The organism is Paenibacillus sp. FSL H8-0034, assembly GCF_038000305.1.
Classification (GTDB): domain Bacteria; phylum Bacillota; class Bacilli; order Paenibacillales; family NBRC-103111; genus Paenibacillus_S.
On record NZ_JBBOBS010000001.1, the window covers coordinates 7,845,270 to 7,862,449 of the forward strand.

Annotated in this window: 17 protein-coding genes, 3 tRNA genes and 1 pseudogene; 5 read left to right on the forward strand and 16 right to left on the reverse strand. The window is 45.0% G+C overall.

Translation table 11 applies throughout. The features are described from left to right. Positions 1–33: 33 nt before the first annotated feature. Entirely contained in the window at positions 34–1,146 is a 1,113-nt protein-coding gene (locus NST47_RS34995) for a GGDEF domain-containing protein (protein ID WP_341159241.1), read from the forward strand. A gap of 73 nt (positions 1,147–1,219) precedes the next feature. Here NST47_RS34995 and purU read toward each other — a convergent pair whose 3' ends face one another. Beyond that, the gene (gene purU, locus NST47_RS35000; protein ID WP_262688385.1) at positions 1,220–2,113 is read right to left on the reverse strand and encodes a formyltetrahydrofolate deformylase; all 894 of its coding nucleotides are present in this window, start codon (positions 2,111–2,113) and stop codon (positions 1,220–1,222) included. 44 nt (positions 2,114–2,157) lie between these two features. After that, the gene (locus NST47_RS35005) at positions 2,158–3,270 is read right to left on the reverse strand and encodes a deoxyribonuclease IV (RefSeq protein ID WP_341159242.1); all 1,113 of its coding nucleotides are present in this window, start codon (positions 3,268–3,270) and stop codon (positions 2,158–2,160) included. Between the two features lie 157 nt (positions 3,271–3,427). On the opposite strand from NST47_RS35005, the gene NST47_RS35010 reads away from it, so the two are divergent. Continuing rightward, on the forward strand, positions 3,428–3,853 hold the full coding sequence (locus NST47_RS35010; protein ID WP_076229659.1) for a DUF2621 domain-containing protein: 426 nt from the start codon (positions 3,428–3,430) through the stop codon (positions 3,851–3,853). Positions 3,854–3,993: 140 nt separating this feature from the next. Here NST47_RS35010 and NST47_RS35015 read toward each other — a convergent pair whose 3' ends face one another. From NST47_RS35015 to NST47_RS35060, 9 genes are all read right to left on the reverse strand, one after another. Further along, positions 3,994–4,734 (reverse strand): glycerophosphodiester phosphodiesterase, encoded by a 741-nt coding sequence (locus tag NST47_RS35015; protein WP_341159243.1) that lies wholly within the window; start codon positions 4,732–4,734, stop codon positions 3,994–3,996. A gap of 161 nt (positions 4,735–4,895) precedes the next feature. Beyond that, entirely contained in the window at positions 4,896–5,075 is a 180-nt protein-coding gene (locus NST47_RS35020) for a YjfB family protein (RefSeq protein ID WP_341159244.1), read from the reverse strand. Positions 5,076–5,181: 106 nt separating this feature from the next. Then, complete coding sequence (locus tag NST47_RS35025; protein ID WP_341159245.1) at positions 5,182–5,442, reverse strand: hypothetical protein; 261 nt, start codon at positions 5,440–5,442, stop codon at positions 5,182–5,184. A gap of 18 nt (positions 5,443–5,460) precedes the next feature. Next, positions 5,461–5,964, reverse strand: coding sequence for a DUF1003 domain-containing protein (locus tag NST47_RS35030; protein WP_341159246.1), 504 nt, complete (start codon positions 5,962–5,964; stop codon positions 5,461–5,463). After that, complete coding sequence (locus NST47_RS35035) at positions 5,964–6,194, reverse strand: helix-turn-helix domain-containing protein (protein ID WP_341159247.1); 231 nt, start codon at positions 6,192–6,194, stop codon at positions 5,964–5,966. Before NST47_RS35035 ends, NST47_RS35030 begins: the two co-directional genes overlap by 1 nt. Positions 6,195–6,632: 438 nt before the next feature. Continuing rightward, entirely contained in the window at positions 6,633–7,067 is a 435-nt protein-coding gene (locus NST47_RS35040) for a hypothetical protein (RefSeq protein WP_341159248.1), read from the reverse strand. 536 nt (positions 7,068–7,603) lie between these two features. After that, on the reverse strand, positions 7,604–9,394 hold the full coding sequence (locus NST47_RS35050; RefSeq protein ID WP_341159250.1) for a dynamin family protein: 1,791 nt from the start codon (positions 9,392–9,394) through the stop codon (positions 7,604–7,606). After that, a complete protein-coding gene (locus tag NST47_RS35055; RefSeq protein WP_341159251.1) occupies positions 9,391–11,289 on the reverse strand; it encodes a dynamin family protein in 1,899 nt (632 codons plus the stop codon). The genes NST47_RS35050 and NST47_RS35055 overlap by 4 nt, the downstream gene beginning before the upstream one ends. Positions 11,290–11,322: 33 nt before the next feature. Continuing rightward, positions 11,323–13,506, reverse strand: a complete 2,184-nt coding sequence (locus NST47_RS35060) for a dynamin family protein (RefSeq protein ID WP_341159252.1) — start codon at positions 13,504–13,506, stop codon at positions 11,323–11,325. A 427-nt stretch (positions 13,507–13,933) separates the two neighbouring features. Between NST47_RS35060 and NST47_RS35065 the strand changes: the two are divergent. Continuing rightward, a pseudogene (locus tag NST47_RS35065) lies at positions 13,934–14,422 on the forward strand (helix-turn-helix domain-containing protein); the annotation flags it as partial. A 433-nt stretch (positions 14,423–14,855) separates the two neighbouring features. Here NST47_RS35065 and NST47_RS35070 read toward each other — a convergent pair. From NST47_RS35070 to NST47_RS35090, 5 genes are all read right to left on the reverse strand, one after another. After that, positions 14,856–15,023 (reverse strand): hypothetical protein, encoded by a 168-nt coding sequence (locus NST47_RS35070; RefSeq protein WP_341159253.1) that lies wholly within the window; start codon positions 15,021–15,023, stop codon positions 14,856–14,858. 351 nt (positions 15,024–15,374) lie between these two features. Beyond that, positions 15,375–15,456 (reverse strand) — tRNA-Leu (locus NST47_RS35075). 269 nt (positions 15,457–15,725) lie between these two features. Continuing rightward, a tRNA-Ser gene (locus NST47_RS35080) sits at positions 15,726–15,814 on the reverse strand. A gap of 9 nt (positions 15,815–15,823) precedes the next feature. After that, positions 15,824–15,899: transfer RNA gene (locus tag NST47_RS35085), tRNA-Asn, on the reverse strand. 18 nt (positions 15,900–15,917) lie between these two features. Continuing rightward, positions 15,918–16,391 (reverse strand): SprT family protein, encoded by a 474-nt coding sequence (locus NST47_RS35090; RefSeq protein WP_341159254.1) that lies wholly within the window; start codon positions 16,389–16,391, stop codon positions 15,918–15,920. Between the two features lie 153 nt (positions 16,392–16,544). Between NST47_RS35090 and NST47_RS35095 the strand changes: the two genes are divergently transcribed. Together NST47_RS35095 and cmpA are read left to right on the forward strand one after the other, a co-directional pair. After that, positions 16,545–16,904 (forward strand): hydrolase/acyltransferase, encoded by a 360-nt coding sequence (locus tag NST47_RS35095; protein WP_341159255.1) that lies wholly within the window; start codon positions 16,545–16,547, stop codon positions 16,902–16,904. Between the two features lie 114 nt (positions 16,905–17,018). Further along, positions 17,019–17,150: a cortex morphogenetic protein CmpA gene (cmpA, locus tag NST47_RS35100; RefSeq protein WP_144026582.1), complete on the forward strand. Its 132-nt coding sequence runs from the start codon at positions 17,019–17,021 to the stop codon at positions 17,148–17,150. Positions 17,151–17,180: the final 30 nt, after the last annotated feature.

Genomic DNA, 17,180 nt, shown 5'->3' on the forward strand with positions numbered 1-17,180 from the left:
ATATAGGGGTAATTTGAACGATGGGAGTCGATCATGAATCATTTATTATTAGAGTTGGCTAATAAAAGTCAAACCTATCGAAAGATGCTCAACTTATATTGGATAACGATTATATTGACCATCGTACTGGAATTTCTGATCCATCGTTTGGAAACGTTCTCGGCTCCCTACACGTTTTTCTATATACTGGTCATGCAAACCTTGGTGCTGTCCAGCATTACCGGGATCGTCGAAATGCTGTACCGCTATCGCAAGGTCCATAACGACGATCTTTTAATCATGACCGGTATTATTTACGCATCCAGCATTATTTATATGAACCCGACGATTGGCATCGTACCCGCGATTTATATATTCCCGATACTCACGTCCGTACTCTCCTTTAACAAAAACCGCATCCTGCTTGCTTATTGCCTGGTCATTGTCAGCTTTACGGCTTTATATGCGTTCTCCCCAATTCTTCGTGTCAGCATGCAAACCAATGAATTTATTGGCATCCTTTTTCTCTATATCGGTGTGACTGTTATCGCTATGACCATTTCAAGCAGCGGCATTGAACTGCTTAACAATCTGAAGCACACCACGCAGACCAAACAGGAGCTGCTGGTCAAAACGATTATTATGGACAAGCTGTCCAAGATGGATGCTTTGACGGATCTATACAACCATAAAACCTTTCATGAATATTTGGAAAAGCTGATTGATCAAAATGAACGCAACCACCTTCCACTGCAGCTGGCCATTCTCGATATCGATAATTTCAAGCACATTAATGACACCTATGGTCATTGGGTGGGAGATATTATTTTACAGCGGGTTGCCCTGATCATCAAAGAAACCGTAACCTCCAACGACTTTGTCGCTCGTTATGGGGGTGAGGAATTTGCCATTATTTTTGCCGATAAGCCGATGGATCAATCGTATCTCATTGCCGAGCAGATCCGCCAAAAGCTCAATTTAACGCTGCATCCCGAATTGGATTCCAAAGCTGCCACGATCAGTATAGGTCTGCAAAATTATGCCACAGGCGAAGGTAAGGAAGCTCTGTTCAGAGGAGCAGATGCTTCACTCTATATCGCCAAGCGATCCGGCAAGAACAAAACGGTCGTTCAAATGCCCGCTTCCCAACAATCGGCTGGAGGTTGATTCCAGACTGAATATAGGCCAAAAAGACTGCCCTTAAGAAAAAGGTTCAGTCTTTTTTTGTGTGTTGTGCTATTTAATTAAATACGACAGTTTTATTCCCATGCACAATAACCCGATCTTCTACATGCCATGAAACGGCGCGTGCCAGCACGATTCGCTCGATATGGCGGCCAATTCGTTTTAGATCGTCAACGTTGTCTCGATGACTGACGCGCTGGACGTCCTGCTCGATAATCGGACCTCCGTCAAGCTCCTCGGTTACGTAGTGTGCAGTGGCCCCGATAATTTTCACGCCACGATTATGAGCCTGTGCATAAGGCTTGCCGCCAACAAATGCGGGTAGAAATGAATGATGAATATTAATAATCCGATTAGCAAAATGTTCAATAAATTTAGGTGAAATAATCTGCATGTATCTTGCCAGTACAACAGCGTCAACTTGACCCATGACCAATTCAAGCTGTCTGCGTTCGGCTTCAGCCTTCGTGTCGGCAGTGACCGGAATATGGTGATAAGCGATCCCGAATGACTCTACCAAACCGCGGAGATCATTGTGATTGCTAATAACCATCGCGATCTCTGCTTCCAGATCTCCAGCCTGCCACTGCCAGAGCAGCTCAAGCAAAGCATGATCCTCCTTGGAAACAAAGATGGCCAGACGCTTCTTGCGTCCTGCACGGTTAATTGACCAATCCATGCTAAAACGATCCGCTACTTTGGCAAACTCACTCTTCAGCTGTTCCCGACGTCCATCCAGATTATCCAGATCAAATTCGATTCGAATATAGAACATTCCCCCTTGCGGGTCAATCGTGTATTGATCGGACTGGACAATGTTAGCTCCATGCTCAAATAAAAACCGTGAAACCGCCGCAACGATCCCCGGCTGATCCGGGCAGGCTACAAGCATCCTGGCCCGGTTTTTCAAATCATCTCTAATACTCTTTGGTGCTATATTCGGTGTCATAATACGACTGGCTCCTTATAGATTCATTTTATAGATAGGACGGTTTACTTGCCCTTCGCAAACCAACCGGTTATCCGTTGATTGATCTGTTCTTCGCTTAGCTCAGGGAACAAACTTTCTTCACTTACGGCATCAAACAACCGTTCCATCGGCTCGCGTCCATCGGCCTTCTTGGCTTTGACATCAGTTTTCAAGACATCCCAGGTTTGAAGCACGAAATCCCGGCGATCAATATCCCGTTTCGTAAAGAAATGGGACAAGCGTTCTACATCTTCCATAAATTCGCCGCCAAAGCGCTGTTCCACATTACCGTTAAGCAAAGCAATTTCCACTTCGTACATCGGCCGCTGTGTTTTATCGTTTTTACCGATCCAGGGTGTTTCCAGAATAAGCGGTAGATGCTTCAGCTTGTCGTGGTGAACGACTCGGTTCATCGCTTCAAAGCCGATCCAGCCCGCCCCTACCGGAGCATGGCGGTCCTTACCTGCGCCCTTCGGGTTTTTGCTGTCATTCAGATGCACCACACCAATGCGGTCCAACCCGACTACCTTGTCAAAATGCTCCAGTACCCCGTCGAGGTTGTTAATAATATCATAGCCAGCATCATGAATATGGCACGTATCCATACAGACGGACAGCTTTCCGTTATCCCCTACCATGCCAATGATCGCCGCAAGCTCTTCAAAGCTCCGTCCAAGCTCCGAGCCTTTACCTGCCATCGTCTCCAAAGCAATATTCACATTCGTGTCCTTGACGCCTTCGAGCACTTCATTCAGTCCTTGAGCAATCCGTTTCAGACCGAATTCCGCATCCATATCCGTATACGCGCCAGGGTGGAGAACAATTTGCCTCACACCCAAATAATCCGTGCGCCGAATTTCTTCCTGCAAGAAACGAACCGCAAGCTCGAACGTATCTTCCTTATAAGACCCCAAATTAATAATATAGGGCGCATGTACAATAATTTCACTCATGTTATGCTTGTCCATCACCGCTTTGCCTTCTTCGACATACTGCTCCTCGATCGGCTTACGGCGTGTATTTTGCGGGGCACCTGTATAAATCATAAACGTCGAAGAGCCGTAGGATACAGCCTCTGTCGCAGCATTCAACAATCCTTTATCTGAAAACGATACGTGGGAACCTATTCTGGGCATCGCAGGATTCATCTCCTTTATTTTTCACACCTCTCCATTTTACTAGGATTGGAGCAATAAATCTAGAAACATCAAGTTAAATATCGGGGCGTAAGCGCCAAGAGCACTTTTGATGATCGATAAAATAAGTTATACTAAGTATGAGGTGACAATTACGATGAACTCTTGGTTTATGTGGTTTATATTATTTTGGGTTTTCGTGCTCATCACGTTTATGTCGATTGGCGGCTTTTTTATGTTCCGCAAATTTATGAAGGTGCTGCCGAAGGCCGATGGCAAGTCCAAGCTTGATTGGCAAAATCATTATGTAGAAACGTCGCGGCATCTGTGGACCGATGAGTCCAAGGCGCTGCTGGATGTGCTGGTCGATCCGGTGCCATCACCGTTCCGGGATATTGCGCGTCACTCGATTGCTGCCCGGATCGCACAACTCGCATTGGAAGGCAACGCATCCTCGATCACTCGGGAGCATTGCATCGAAGGTTATATTTTGGCCACTCCCAAACGCGATTACAATAGCTTGACCTCCTACCTGGACAAAAAGCAGATCGATTACAGCGCATACCGACATCTGCTGAATTAATACTTGCTATCGGGTATGAGCAAATAAGGGCGTCCCCTCGCAGCCACTTTGGATGAGGGACAGCCCTTATTTGTTTGGCCAGATCGAAGTTTCTCTTGGGGAAAATCGAATTGATTAAGCTTTCCGCTCCGCTGTCTCGCTTAACGTGTGTCTCGCAATGCCTTTACTCTTCCCGGATAGTCCGTAATGATACCAGAAACACCAGCATCCAGTGCCTTGCGCAGTTCCTCTTCCTCATTAATCGTGTAGGGATACACATATAAGCCGTTTTGTATTGCATCCTGTACGTCCTCTGCATCGATCAGGCGGTGATAAGGATGCAGGGAGAACACCTCAACTCCCACTGACTCTGCCATCCTCCGATGACTTTGAAAATTAGCCGTATACAGCAAGCCGATCTTAAGCTCAGGCTCCGCCTGCTTCAGACGAACCAATATTTTATGATCGAAGGAAGAGATGATAACGTTGTGCAAACGGTCAAACTGCTGAAGAAGCTCAAGCAAACGCTGCTCCAGCCGGCTGCTATAGGCACACTTCACTTCTACATTAATGAGAATATTTTGTGGTATAAGCGCAAACACCTCTTCTAATAAAGGGAGCTTTTCTCCGGCAAAACGTGGGGAAAACCAGCTGCCCGCGTCCAGCTTCTGAAGCTCTTCCTGTGTCATTAGGCTAATCAAGCCTTGGCCATTGGTCGTACGATCCACACTGGCATCATGGCATACGATAAGTGCTCCATCCGCAGATTCGTGGATATCGAGCTCTAACGCCTCTGCTCCCTGCTCCACAGCGAGCGCAAATGAACCCAGTGTATTTTCAGGAGCTTCTCCCGCCGCCCCGCGATGGCCGATGATGATCGTTGTATTACCGTTTGTTTGCATAATGCGATCCTCCTACACATATATTGAAAGCTGTAAAGCTTGCCTGGCAAGCCTTTCTTTCAGATGCCAATCCTCGTTTACGGTAACCATTCAAATAATGAACAGAGTCAAGCTCCGCTAATCGCAGACGCTCAACCCTGTTCCCAATAGATAGCGGGCAATCAAATCCGAATATCCAACGTTTTGCCGAGATTCGGATGCTGAGCCGCAGCAAAGTCCTGCAGCATCACAGCTGCCTGGGCCGCTTGTGTATCCTGTACTTTGCCTAACAAGGTAATTCCAACGGCTTGCTTCAAAGCATCTCCAGTACTGGCAGCAGCTAAGGCACTATTAATTTCCATGTTATCACCTGCTTCCCTGGTTCAATAATAAAGCCCACTTCATACCTATCGGCTAATACGCATGCATTTTTTAGCTGTAATGTTCCCAATTGTTCCTTGTTGACGGTTATTCCCTAAGTGCATCACGCAGCTTGCTGGACATGCTGCCTTCGTCTTTGCTGTGTAGAATATCCCTAAGTCTAACGATCTCCTGCTTTAATCTCCGGTTTTCCTGACTGAGCTTCTCCATATTATCCAGCATGGCCGGCTCACGCTCAAGTGCATCCAAAGCATTCATCACACCTTGAACGAAATCATCGCTCCCCTGTACATGCTGATGAAGCTGGTCCCGCAATTCATTGCATTTATTCTTATGAAGATCGCTCATGTTCATCCACCTATACATTTATTTTCTTTCCAGCAGCAACTGCTTGATTTCCGCCAGTTCCGACCTGATTTCATTTTTAAACTCTAACAAATTCACTTCACTCATTTTATTTTCAAGCTGATGCAAATGATTGCGAATTTGGTGAATCTCTTGCTCTGCTTTATAGTTGATGGCATAGTCAATCACAGATTCCTGCTTATCCCGAGCCGCTTGCCTATTTTGCGACATCATAATGATAGGTGCCTGAAAGCCTGCCAGGAAAGATAATACCAGGTTTAACAAAATAAAAGGCGATTCGTCAAAATGAATGACTTTAGTAAAAGTTAAACTATTAACAACAATCCACAAGATCAAAACGGCAAAGAACACATTAATAAATTTCCAGCTGCCGCCAAACTCAGCTATTCGATCAGCAAGCCTGTCCGACCACTTGGTGGAATGAAAATAATCATCATTCAGTCTGGATGTGACTTTTTTTTCGAAATCTTCCACCAATCGCTCAATTCTGCGTTGCTTGTCCATTACTCAGTTCCTTCCCTGTCAGAAGCATACCCAGCAATGGCCAGTAGTTCTCCATTATGCTCGACCTTCAGCGCATAGGCAAGGGCTATCACATTATCTCTGGATGGATGAATCCTGCCGTTCTCGATTGAATTCAGGATGGAGTAGCTGATGCCCGATTTCTCACCAAGCTTGCGTAAGGAAAGGTCCCTCTGCTGTCGTAACTCCTTCAGCTTGCTTGCAAATTCCATTGGTCTTTCTCCTCGCCTGGGTCCCCTTATAAAGCTCAATTATGGGGATTGATTAAATGGTATTATACCATCAACGAAGACAATACCCCAACAAAATACAGCCAATTCTCAGGAAACAATGTTCATTTTGTGTAAAGAAAAACACTTGGCGTGATATGCCAAGATTGAATATATTACACAGTAACCTACGCAAGAAAATGATATCAATAAGATAGACTTAAAATGAACAAGAAGACCCTTAAACATCAAGGGTCTTCTCGTTTGCAACTGGTATGCGGTCGGCGGGATTTGAACCCGCACGTCCATGGAACACTCCCCCTTAAGATAGCGTTGCGACTTCGACATTCGGTGAATAATCGTATCAGGTGGTAAAGGACCCTTCCTGATCACGAAGTCATCGATACTCAGAACCAAGCCGCGGCATTCTTTCACTTGGTTTCACTCTTGTTCAGAAAGCCGTTCGCTTTCCAGAGGAAGTGTTTCGTTATGCATCTGTTGTACTGTGCAGGCGGCCGTTTGTTGCATGCAGTCACTATGCACTGCTGTGGAACCAAGGGCTTGCTCAATCGTTCGTTCTCGAAAGCGATTGATGTACCGTCGTTTAGGCTCAACGAATTCATATATCCAAACAAATCCTGCCTCACATTGCACAGCAAGCAATGCATCCGAATTGCGGGTACTACGAGATTTTTTTCTCGAACGCAGGCGTGTGCCGGACAATACGTGGTCCTTTGCTTCCCTTAAGCATAACAAATTATCGGTTTGATAAATCGGGCAGCATTTTTGGGGGAACGATGGTATTACTTCAATATGAATACCATCTGCTCTCATCAGCAGAATATGGTGAATCTGTAACTCAGGTATATCGAGCATTTCATTGATATACGGATTTTGCAGTTTTCCAACGCACTCCCAGGCTGGTTAATACCATAAGTTCCTTGTATTGATTTCCGCATATTGGGATATTTGTTTCGCAGCCACTAAAAAGATCTCGACACAAGTATCTTGTAAGAAGGCGCTGTCGCCGACCCGCCTCTTTCCCTTTTATCTACCCCCCAGCAACAAATCCAGATTATTGCTCAGAATTCCGTCCGGATTTGATCGTAAATACCCATCCCCATTGCCATCTCGAATATATGGTTTTACGTCGGTTCCATCCTCCCTAATGTAGCCATTGACCAAGTGTGGTTTCACCATATGAAGTTTCATAGGAGGCATTGAGAATTTATGGGAAACACTTAGCGGGTCAGTGTGGTGTAGCACAGATTCATTCCCGGATATCCAAGAAGCATCCTGAAACAAGTTATAATGATGCATCTGATGATCAACCCTGTGGCTGTGGAGCTCACCTTGCGAATGAACGTGATGATTCAGGCTATCGTGATTTAGCGTATAGTCGCTCATAGACGCTACCTTCCTTCTTCTCTTAAAATTTGTTGTCGCTGTTCACTGACTTCTGTTAGGAACTGCTCTAGTTCCTTTTGCAAATACCGCTGCTGGTCAATCCCCTGCTTCTTCACCTCTCTTTCCCTTTCGAGCACAGTGGCATGCGCACGAGAATTCTGCTTGATTTGCTCTACGGATTCCCGCTTGATAGACCGCATGGAACGTGTGACATACGTTTCCACCCATTCAGTGAAGTTTTCTTTAATATCACTTAGATGGTTATTGACCTCCATAATCAGCTTCGGTTTTACCTTGTCGAGCTGGTTCTTGAGCATTTTCTTTTGAACATACGGCAAACCGGCCATAGCGATGATCGGTATAAAAATAGGTGCTCCGAATATCATAGCCAGCGCACCCGCCCCTCCTACCAAAAGCCCAGACTTGACCATCGGATCCTCCAGCTCAGGTGACTGCATATGCGGTCGCTCGTCATAATCCAAACTGCTCGACGGCACTCGTTTCACTTCTACGGATTCTTCAAAAGCTTCGGACAGCCCTTTGGATATTTCAACCTCCAGCTTCCCGAGCAGATCATCGATCTTATCAGCGTTATGATCGATCCATGTCTTTAGCCTTCTTTTGATAAGTAGCGGAATAGTGGTTTGGAAATAATGGCTGATATCCGTTCCGTTAAATACAGTAATGGATTCTTCAATCTCTCGCGTCACATTCTCGAACAAATAATCCACTGATTTGTCCAGCATCAGGTTAATTTCCGTATTTCGATCAGACATGTAGGCTTCTATTTGCTCCTCAATTTTCGGCAGCTGTTGGTCCCAATCTTTAGTGCTAGCCAGTCCTTGTTCCATCTCTTCTTCCGATTGTCTGCATAGCAGCAAATGACGCTCGATTTCACCCTCCAGCCCAGTAAAAAGACGAAAGGCTCTCAATCGATAACGAGCAAGCTTTTCCTCGGCGCGCGCGCCATATTCCACCTGTTCTTTAATCTTTTTTTCCACTACTTCGATGCCCGAAAGTTCTATCAATTCCCGGTCTTGCCTTCGCTTTCCTTCTAAAGCTTCTCTAGCAGATAAAGGGAGAACTTCAAATTCTGTAAGCCCCTCAACCGCAGCAAGACGTCTTCCTATAGTTAGAAGCATTTCCTCCTCAGACGCGTTCACAACATCTGCATAGTTAGCAATGAAGAGAATTCGATCCAGCCCATGTTTCAGTAGCACATTCGTTAAAAAATCAAACTCTGTCCTTTTGACCGGGCTGGTCATATTGAGCATAAAGAGAACGATATCAGCCCGCGGTATCATACTGTACGTGATCGACGAGCGAATTGTATTCAAATCATTCACGCCTGGGGTATCCACCAGGACGATGCGCTCCTTCAATATGGGGTTAGGGAGTTGCAATTCGAGAAAGCGGATACCATCATCGTTCCCCTTGGTTCCTTCCGCGGTAAACGGCTCCAAAGCACCCTCCTGAAGCGACAATCGCTCCACCGTACCATCTTGCTTATGTACGAGTAGCTCTCGCTCTTCCCCATAGACGAGCATATTGATCGTTGCCGTTGTAGGCGTAATGCCCATGGGCAATAATTCCTCACCGATCAGAGCATTCACAAAAGTCGATTTCCCATTGTTAAATTCGCCGAGCGTTACCACAACGATGCGATCTTCTTCGATGTCCGCCTTCAGCTGCAGTACATCAGCTAGACGTTGTTCGTACTCAAACGTAATCAAACGGTGCTGTAACCCGCTTATTAGCGCCAGAAGCTCATTTTTCCTTGCTTCATAACCCCTCATGCCCCGTTACCTCCTGCTGGCTTTAGCTGATTATTTAGCAGTTCTTGAATAATGCTGAGGAGCCGCCTTTCCCTAACTTCCAGCTTCTTAAGCGAATCTGCGATTTCCGTTTCGTTTAGCTGGTTATTTTGAATCATAATGTTCATCTGGGCAGCGGTATCGTTGATCGTCCACTGCACCTGCTCGGCATATTTTTCTTTCACCACAGGGATAACGTCATTCCAGTGTACACGCAGTTTGCTCACTCTCTCGCTGATAGGAGCCTCAAAACGTTCCTTGATCTCCTCTTTCAACTGTTCCTTTTTACTATCTCTTCCTGCAAAAAAATCACCGATGCTGGTAAAAACGTTTTTGAAAAGCAGAATCGCTCCGCCGAAAATGATGCCGATAATCGCAAACTTGGCGATCAAAATACCGATTACCCCCGCTTTGAAGATCGTTTCTATGAAATTCGCCATCATCATCTTGCTCATAAACGGATTCAACAAAAGATTGCCGAAATCGGGAGTCGTCCACTGCTTGTGAATATCCTGCAGTCCTTCCACAAGCGGCTTACTCTCCATCTCTATGCCTTCCGTAATAATCCCCTCCGCTCTTTTTAACAACTCTTGACCCAATTCCGTTTCAATTGGAGCAATCTGATCCTCAACTATTCTCTTGACCCTATTGACATCGCAACCTTTGTAATAGTTAGCTTCCACAGCATTTTGCGCTTTACTTGCGATATCTCTGAGCTGCTTCTCATACCATTTTCGCAATTCGCCCCCTTGCTGCTGAAGCCTCAAATCGAACTTCCCTACGGATTCTTTGCCTTTTAGTCGCACTTGCTCCAAATCATGGGATAAGCCCTGTATTTTCTCTTTCATATCTTTAATATTATTATTTAGCGTCGACCGTTCAAAACTCACGTAACGCTCCAGCATGCCCTCCGCAAGGTTAACCCCTCTTCGAATCGGTTTTTCAAGCTTAATGGACCCACGTTCAAATTCAAGAAAATCCATTAACGCTTGCTCAAACTCCAAGATTCCGGTCTCCTCGATAGGCAGGGTCGGTCTTCGTCTCCTTGCGGTTCCCTGCTCCGGCTGGGGAGCACGGTTCAGAAGTGCATGTCTGGAGGATATTATGAAGATTTTCGGATCAGCTACGACGGAGGACAGCTTTTGTTCAACGTAAGAACTTACCTTTTGAAGCTCGGATTCAACAAGTAAATCCTTAAAATTCAAAACAAAGAACAACTTCTGTATATCAGCGCTTAAGATCCGGTGCTTAATGAAGCTCATTTCGGATTCAGACAATGCATGCTGGACATTGAACACAATAACGGCAGCATCACATTTGGGTATGTAGTAATTGGTAATGGCTTCCCGACCTGGATCGAGATCGTTCGTACCAGGGCTGTCGATAATGACCACATCATGCTTACACAATTCAACGGGTTGGCCAATTTCGGCATAGTCGATGTTTTGAATAAGTGAAACATTTTTTTCCCAGACTTCACGTGGGACATGCTCGCTATTCATCAACTCTTCCGGAGCTACGAGGTTTAGAAACTCTTCTCCCGTCACGCTCTGTGGGGGTTTCTTTGCATCCCGGTAATGAAGGCGATATCTGGGCACCGGATGGAAATGGATTTTATTTAATATCGCAGTAGTTGGACGTACCGCCGATGGTAGCACATGCTTTCCGAGCAAGGCGTTGACAAAGGTCGATTTGCCATTATTGAACTCTCCGATCACCATTATTTCAAACTGCTCCCGCTGCAGCAACATATACTGATCTTCGACGTCGCCCGTCAATTGAGGGTTTTTCAACTCGTGGGCCAGTTCCTTCAACTGCATGAGCTGGGTTAGGACATGCTGTTTTTTCCGTTCATATAAAGCAAATGCATTTGACACGGTACCACTCCATTCTTCTTCTCTAGGCTGCAACTATTGGGTTAGCTCGAAGGAAACGTAATCTGCTTTTCCGGAAATCCAAGCATGATCGCCGATTAATAACAAACCGTTTTGCTCGGCCAACACAGCGTAGGACTCTCCTTTCTTCACGGTGCCAATGACTTCAGCATTTAAATCCGGACCGTTTCGCATATTTAACTCAGCAGCTATAATAGTCGCGATTCCTATCGTTTGCGGCTGAACCGGTTCCTCGTGTACCTCCTTTACGGCTTCCGTTTGCTTCGTCGGATTCAACTCGTCGAGCCATGACATCGCCCATTCCCGGTTGGTCCAACCGCTTGCGAATAATGCACCAAGTAACACAACCGTCATGAAATAAGGCCGAATATAAACTGTATTCAATATAAACATGTCAGGTACAAGCGGAGTATAAATTAAACTGTCTGAGTGCCCCGAAATGTTTGATTTTAATGAATATGGCAGCTTATCTTCAATAAAGATGGAGGTCCCTTTGTCCTCCAAACCATGGATAGCTGATAGATATCTGTCGAGCGTATTACTTGGTATATAGGCTCGGAGGCAATCTATCAGCCCAAGTAACGAGTTGGTAAAGCTGTCGATGTAATATTGGTTTTGTTCGTCTCCAGCTGCGGCTGCGGTTGTCCAGAGCTGTTCTAACTGGTCGACCAATGGGATAAGGAAGAGGTACTGCTCCATAATATGAACATCTTCTTCTTGGTCTTCCTTGATTCCTTTGAGCTTCTGATCATATTGCTTAATAAGATTTCCCGCATACGACTGATATTGGCTTTTCTTCAAATTGATTTCCACTTCCAGCAGATCTGTCAATTTCGAAAGCCGGTAGTCAAACGAAGATTGATAGTTGGAAATAGTTTCTTTGGAATTCTCGCAATTTTGTCGTTTATTCTCCAGACTCGCAAGTCTTTTATTGATAGAATGAAGCTTTTTTTTAGAAGCAAATAATTGCTTGATCCTTCCTATCCCTGTCCCTGCTACCATTTTGTATTCAGCTACAGTCGCATCCCGATAACCGACAAAATTCTGGACATTAGATTCGTGAAACCTTTTTATCGATTTAAACTGGTTAGACAGTTTAACAAAATCTTTTTTCACCTCTACATCTACATTTTCTAACTGGTGTAATACCGCCTTGAAGGAAGGTTCCGGTTTACTCAATATGTTTAAAACACTCGATTTATTTTTTAATTCTAATAGGCTAGTATGCAACTGTTTCTGGTGATTCTGATGTAACGGGAGCATTTCTAGTAAAAACGAGCAAAGTCGCGCATCGCATTCCCCTGGGTTGTCCTGCCGAACCATATCTTCTAGCTGTTCTACGAAGTTTCCCATAAACTTAATAACCACCCGCATCAATCGGCGGAGCTTTAATTGCTGCATCTGGTTCAGGGACAAGCTCAGGTCGGAGAAGTTGCTCCACTCCCGTTTCTCCGCATTATCTTCCAGGATGCCTTCCAAGGCATCCAGTGCTGAAACCCCGATTAGCTCGCGAATGTAGGGCCGAAGCCTTCGTTGCTCTCTTTGTAACAGCTCGTCTAAATCTTCGTCAGTTTGCTCGTAATGGATATCGATTGCGTTGACGATGCCAAGAGGAAGAATTCCGTGTTCTTTGATTTGCTCGATGCTTTGAATTTCCGACATCCTTCCGATGGCCCCGTACCTAAATAGCCAAATGACATCATCCGCTTTTTGCAAGAATTCCTTTGTGGCCTTCGTATGATGATCATATACCGAATTCAGTCCCGGGGTATCAACGAGCGTAATCGTTTTCAACAATTCCGAAGGAAGCTGGACCTTCAGATAATGAATATCGCCTCGCAACTTTGCTGCCTCAGGGTCCCCCTCCGCCGAGATGCTATGAAGCAAGCCAAAGTCCAACGACATCGTCTGACCATCCTTCATCACCGCTTCTAGTGAAGGAGAGTTCCCATATTGTAAGACAGTTACCATAGCCGTAGCAGGTGTTACGTCTGTCGCAAGCCATTCCTTTCCCAATAATGCATTAAGAAAGCTGGATTTCCCCGCGTTAAACTCCCCCATAACCAACACTCTGCTATTGTCCTTAACATCACGAATAAGTGCAGTACATTCTTCGTCCCATGTTTTCCCCAGCCTTTGTGTGGAGAAAACAACCTCTATCCGCTCCAAGGTGGCTAGAAAATTTTCATATAGGTTCATGTCAATTATCTCCTAATTCATTAACAAAGCCTTCTAGTAAGTTCCATACGAATTATTATACATCAAAAATCGATTTTATCTCACAAAAAAACATAGCAACGATCTTATTTTAGGCCATATTTTTATTTGGATGCTGTGAGAATATATCCTTGCAAGAAGTTTCAATTATAAAGAACGCAACTAAGAAATTAACACTTCGCCAAATGGGGTAAATATCTAAAAAAACCGAGGTGGCGATAAAAATGAATAGAAATATGGCAAAGATTTAACACCTAGATGAAGTCATAAAAAACATCAGAAAACGGTTGTACGAAAGATACTTGGCCGTGAGTCTTCGTCTGAAGGGTCATTACTTCGCAGAGATCACTCAGTTGCTGGGCTGCGTTCGCGAGACGATCAGCAGCATTGGTAAAGCTACCAGAAACAGGGTATCGAAGGTTTGGAGATGGATTATTCTCCAGGACAACCCCTGACCGAAGAACAACGACAGCAACTATCAGCTGTGCTGGAGCAGGAGCAACCTGCCGATTTTGGTTTTGAAGCCCGCTATACCTGGACATTGCCCTTACTAGCAGAATGGATTCAGCATGAGTTCGGTCAGACGATTAGCGTACGTGGGATCAGTGTGATGCTCAAACGGATGAACCTCAGCTTTACCAAAGCGACCTATACCTACGCTAAAGCTAACGAAAAGGTACAAGCCTATTTCCGAAAACATACGTTTGGGCTTTCGGCTTCTTGGGGTACTACTTCCACAGAAGAATCAAAAAAAATTTCTCATCCTCACCATCCTCATGATATGTCCAAGAAGGACGTTCTCCTCCCCACTATGGATATATATTTACCGATCTCCAAAACGAATAGGGGCATAGTAAATTTTCCGATTTCTATTATCCCATCCGAAAATCGCCGATAGCCTATTTACTACGATTAACAAAGATGATAAAAACCAATTGGAAAAAGGCATAGACATTCAATTGACTAAAGCTTACCCGTGATTCATTCGATCAAACACAATCGCTAGCTTTTGCAAATGGATCTATTACACTGTAATTGAATCATAATAAAGTTGAAAATTATATAACGACTAACAAACTCAATAATAGAGACAAGGCTATCCTTCCCAGCCATTATGCCTGAGAAGGATAGCCCTGTCTTATTGTTTGAAAGTTAGATCAGTTCTGACTTTTGAAGCAGTCTTTTCACAATTGCTGCAATTTCAGCTCTTGCAATAAATGCTTTTAGGACTATTTCTTCCCGATACGATTCCTGGCTCTACGCTGTCAGCAATGCTGTTTGTTGCCCAATTGGAAGTAGCCTTTGCATCTGTGAATAGGCGGAGTGTATTTTCATTTGTGGTCTAACCGCTCGAAACGGCAAAGCCAGTAGCACCATTGTAGGTTGTCGTCACGCTCGCTTAACCACCTAATCAACACAACCGTTTCGTTCAATCCGTTCGGACCGTTAAACGTTACATCGCCCGTTGGCGTTCCGGAAGCTGCGCTTACCGTTGCCATAAGCGTTACCGTTGTCCCTTCCTCCGATTTAGTGCTGCCACAAACGTTGTGGTTGTTGTTCCCTATTAACCGATACTTTTCCAGCTGCCAAAGTTTTTACCATTTCGTTACTACCCAAGTTAGTCAAAAAAATACATTATTATCATTTACGTTAGTTACCCTAAGTGGTTTATCTCCTAATCTATATCCACGTATTCTTTTGAAATTTTCCAGAAAATAAATCATTCTTGACCAATTCTTGACCACTCGGATTGATTTGGTCTTTTTTTGCGTTAATCGAAAATGAGATTAAGTATTAAGAAATAACAAAAACCCTTACGAATCAAGGGTTTCCACGTTTTCAAACCAGTATGCGGTCGGCGGGATTTGAACCCGCACGTCCATGGGACACTACCCCCTCAAGATAGCGTGTCTGCCGTTCCACCACGACCGCGTATAAGAAATCAATTTGAGGGCTAACTTATCACCGATTTGGCGACAAAATTTATTATAACTTAAACATTCTGCCGTTGACAAGTGTTTTTTCAGTTCCAATTATAATTTCGTTACATAAGAGGGATGCTCACGACTGCGTACGCGAGACTTTTGCGGCCTATAACGCCGCTTCGACGCCCCCTCTGCTCGGGTTCAAATCCCTCTTGACTCTCCGAGTGCAGCAAAAAACCGCCATTATACACGGCGGTTTTATTGCTTGCTATTTTACGGAGAGAGAGGGATTCGAACCCTCGCACCACTTACGCAGTCTAACCCCTTAGCAGAGGGTCCCCTTATAGCCACTTGGGTATCTCTCCTTAAAGAAATGGCTCCCCGAACAGGACTCGAACCTGTGACAACTCGATTAACAGTCGAGTGCTCTACCAACTGAGCTATCAGGGAACAACAATTGTTAATTTATCACGAATGCTGCTGCAAGTCAAGCTTGATCAGCTTCAATTTCCCGCTGCAATTTCCGCAAGCATATTTCTTCGGATCCAGCTTTCTTTTACGTATATATTCAGTCCGACAGCTTGTACAAACCAATTTATAGCGATAAGGCTCCTTACGCTTAACCGTAGGTAAGGAGCGGCAAAATCGCGTTCCCCCGACCTCTTGCAGCAAGGTTTTGAATTCCTCATCCCGATGCTGGTAGCCACGCCCCAAAATATGCAAATGGTAATGACACAGCTCGTGTTTAATGATCTTTTCGACATCGTCCGCACCAAACTGTTCGAGCTGCCGCCGACTGATTTCGATATGGTGAGATTTGGTGAAATACCGTCCACCTGTCGAGGTTAATCTTCCATTGAAGGTAGCCTTATGCAAAAAAGGACGCCCAAAGAACGCCAGCGAAATTCGCTCCACCCATTGCTGCAGTTGCTCGTCCTCCATGACTTCCCTTCTTTCACAGCATCCGCTTTTCTTTTCATATTCTCACTTGAATTGTAACCGCAGCATAGGCTACACTGTCAAGTAGGTAAACGCATTTTCCTATTTTCGCAGCAAATAACCGAACCACAAGCACGAGAGGAGTCCTAACCGACTATGTCCACAATGAGATACACTATTCTTCAGTACAATGATCATATTGAATTTGTCGAAATGCCTGCAACACATGCGTACCAGCTGACCGCTTTGCATTTGCGTTTGCATAAGGAATTGGAAAAGCTGACCGCTTCGAACATACCTTCCTTACCCAAGGTGATTGCCGAATGTGATGCCCTGGACTTGGTAAGCACGGGCTACACGCTTCATCATGGATTGGCATATATCAACCAGCTTGAGCAAACGTTTGCCGCGATTAACGAGCACGCTTATCCGCTCGTCTCCTTATTGACCGAAATCCGCGCCCTGCAGGCCCAGCTTGAGCAGTGGTACGAGGATGAAGAAGAACTGACTAATTAGGACCTGCACCCACACGCCCACCCTGCCATATCCTAAACCATCGAGAAAAAGTTGAAGGCTGCGTAGACACCTTTTTAACTTGATCAGGGCAGGTCGGGAAGGGGGCTGGTTCTTTTGCCACAATGGCTGTGCAATCAATTAATGAGAGCCTATTACAACAAAAACCGCAGACAAATCCGTCTGTTGAACGATTGCTGGTATTTTTACCGTACACGCGTTGAGGAATCGTCTACATCCCAGCTGTAGCCACATCCACAGCACCTCAAAACAGTTAGA

Coding starts and splice junctions, on each gene's coding strand:
- NST47_RS35035 (WP_341159247.1), bottom strand. CDS start 6,194: ATGGAATTTGCAAGCAAGCTGAAGGAGTTACGACAGCAGAGGGACCTT.
- NST47_RS35060 (WP_341159252.1), bottom strand. CDS start 13,506: ATGAACCTATATGAAAATTTTCTAGCCACCTTGGAGCGGATAGAGGTT.
- NST47_RS35090 (WP_341159254.1), bottom strand. CDS start 16,391: ATGGAGGACGAGCAACTGCAGCAATGGGTGGAGCGAATTTCGCTGGCG.
- NST47_RS35070 (WP_341159253.1), bottom strand. CDS start 15,023: ATGGCAACGGTAAGCGCAGCTTCCGGAACGCCAACGGGCGATGTAACG.
- NST47_RS35020 (WP_341159244.1), bottom strand. CDS start 5,075: ATGGAAATTAATAGTGCCTTAGCTGCTGCCAGTACTGGAGATGCTTTG.
- NST47_RS35010 (WP_076229659.1), top strand. CDS start 3,428: ATGAACTCTTGGTTTATGTGGTTTATATTATTTTGGGTTTTCGTGCTC.
- NST47_RS34995 (WP_341159241.1), top strand. CDS start 34: ATGAATCATTTATTATTAGAGTTGGCTAATAAAAGTCAAACCTATCGA.
- purU (WP_262688385.1), bottom strand. CDS start 2,113: ATGACACCGAATATAGCACCAAAGAGTATTAGAGATGATTTGAAAAAC.
- NST47_RS35025 (WP_341159245.1), bottom strand. CDS start 5,442: ATGAGCGATCTTCATAAGAATAAATGCAATGAATTGCGGGACCAGCTT.
- NST47_RS35015 (WP_341159243.1), bottom strand. CDS start 4,734: ATGCAAACAAACGGTAATACAACGATCATCATCGGCCATCGCGGGGCG.
- NST47_RS35050 (WP_341159250.1), bottom strand. CDS start 9,394: ATGAGGGGTTATGAAGCAAGGAAAAATGAGCTTCTGGCGCTAATAAGC.
- NST47_RS35095 (WP_341159255.1), top strand. CDS start 16,545: ATGTCCACAATGAGATACACTATTCTTCAGTACAATGATCATATTGAA.
- NST47_RS35040 (WP_341159248.1), bottom strand. CDS start 7,067: ATGCTCGATATACCTGAGTTACAGATTCACCATATTCTGCTGATGAGA.
- NST47_RS35030 (WP_341159246.1), bottom strand. CDS start 5,964: ATGGACAAGCAACGCAGAATTGAGCGATTGGTGGAAGATTTCGAAAAA.
- NST47_RS35005 (WP_341159242.1), bottom strand. CDS start 3,270: ATGCCCAGAATAGGTTCCCACGTATCGTTTTCAGATAAAGGATTGTTG.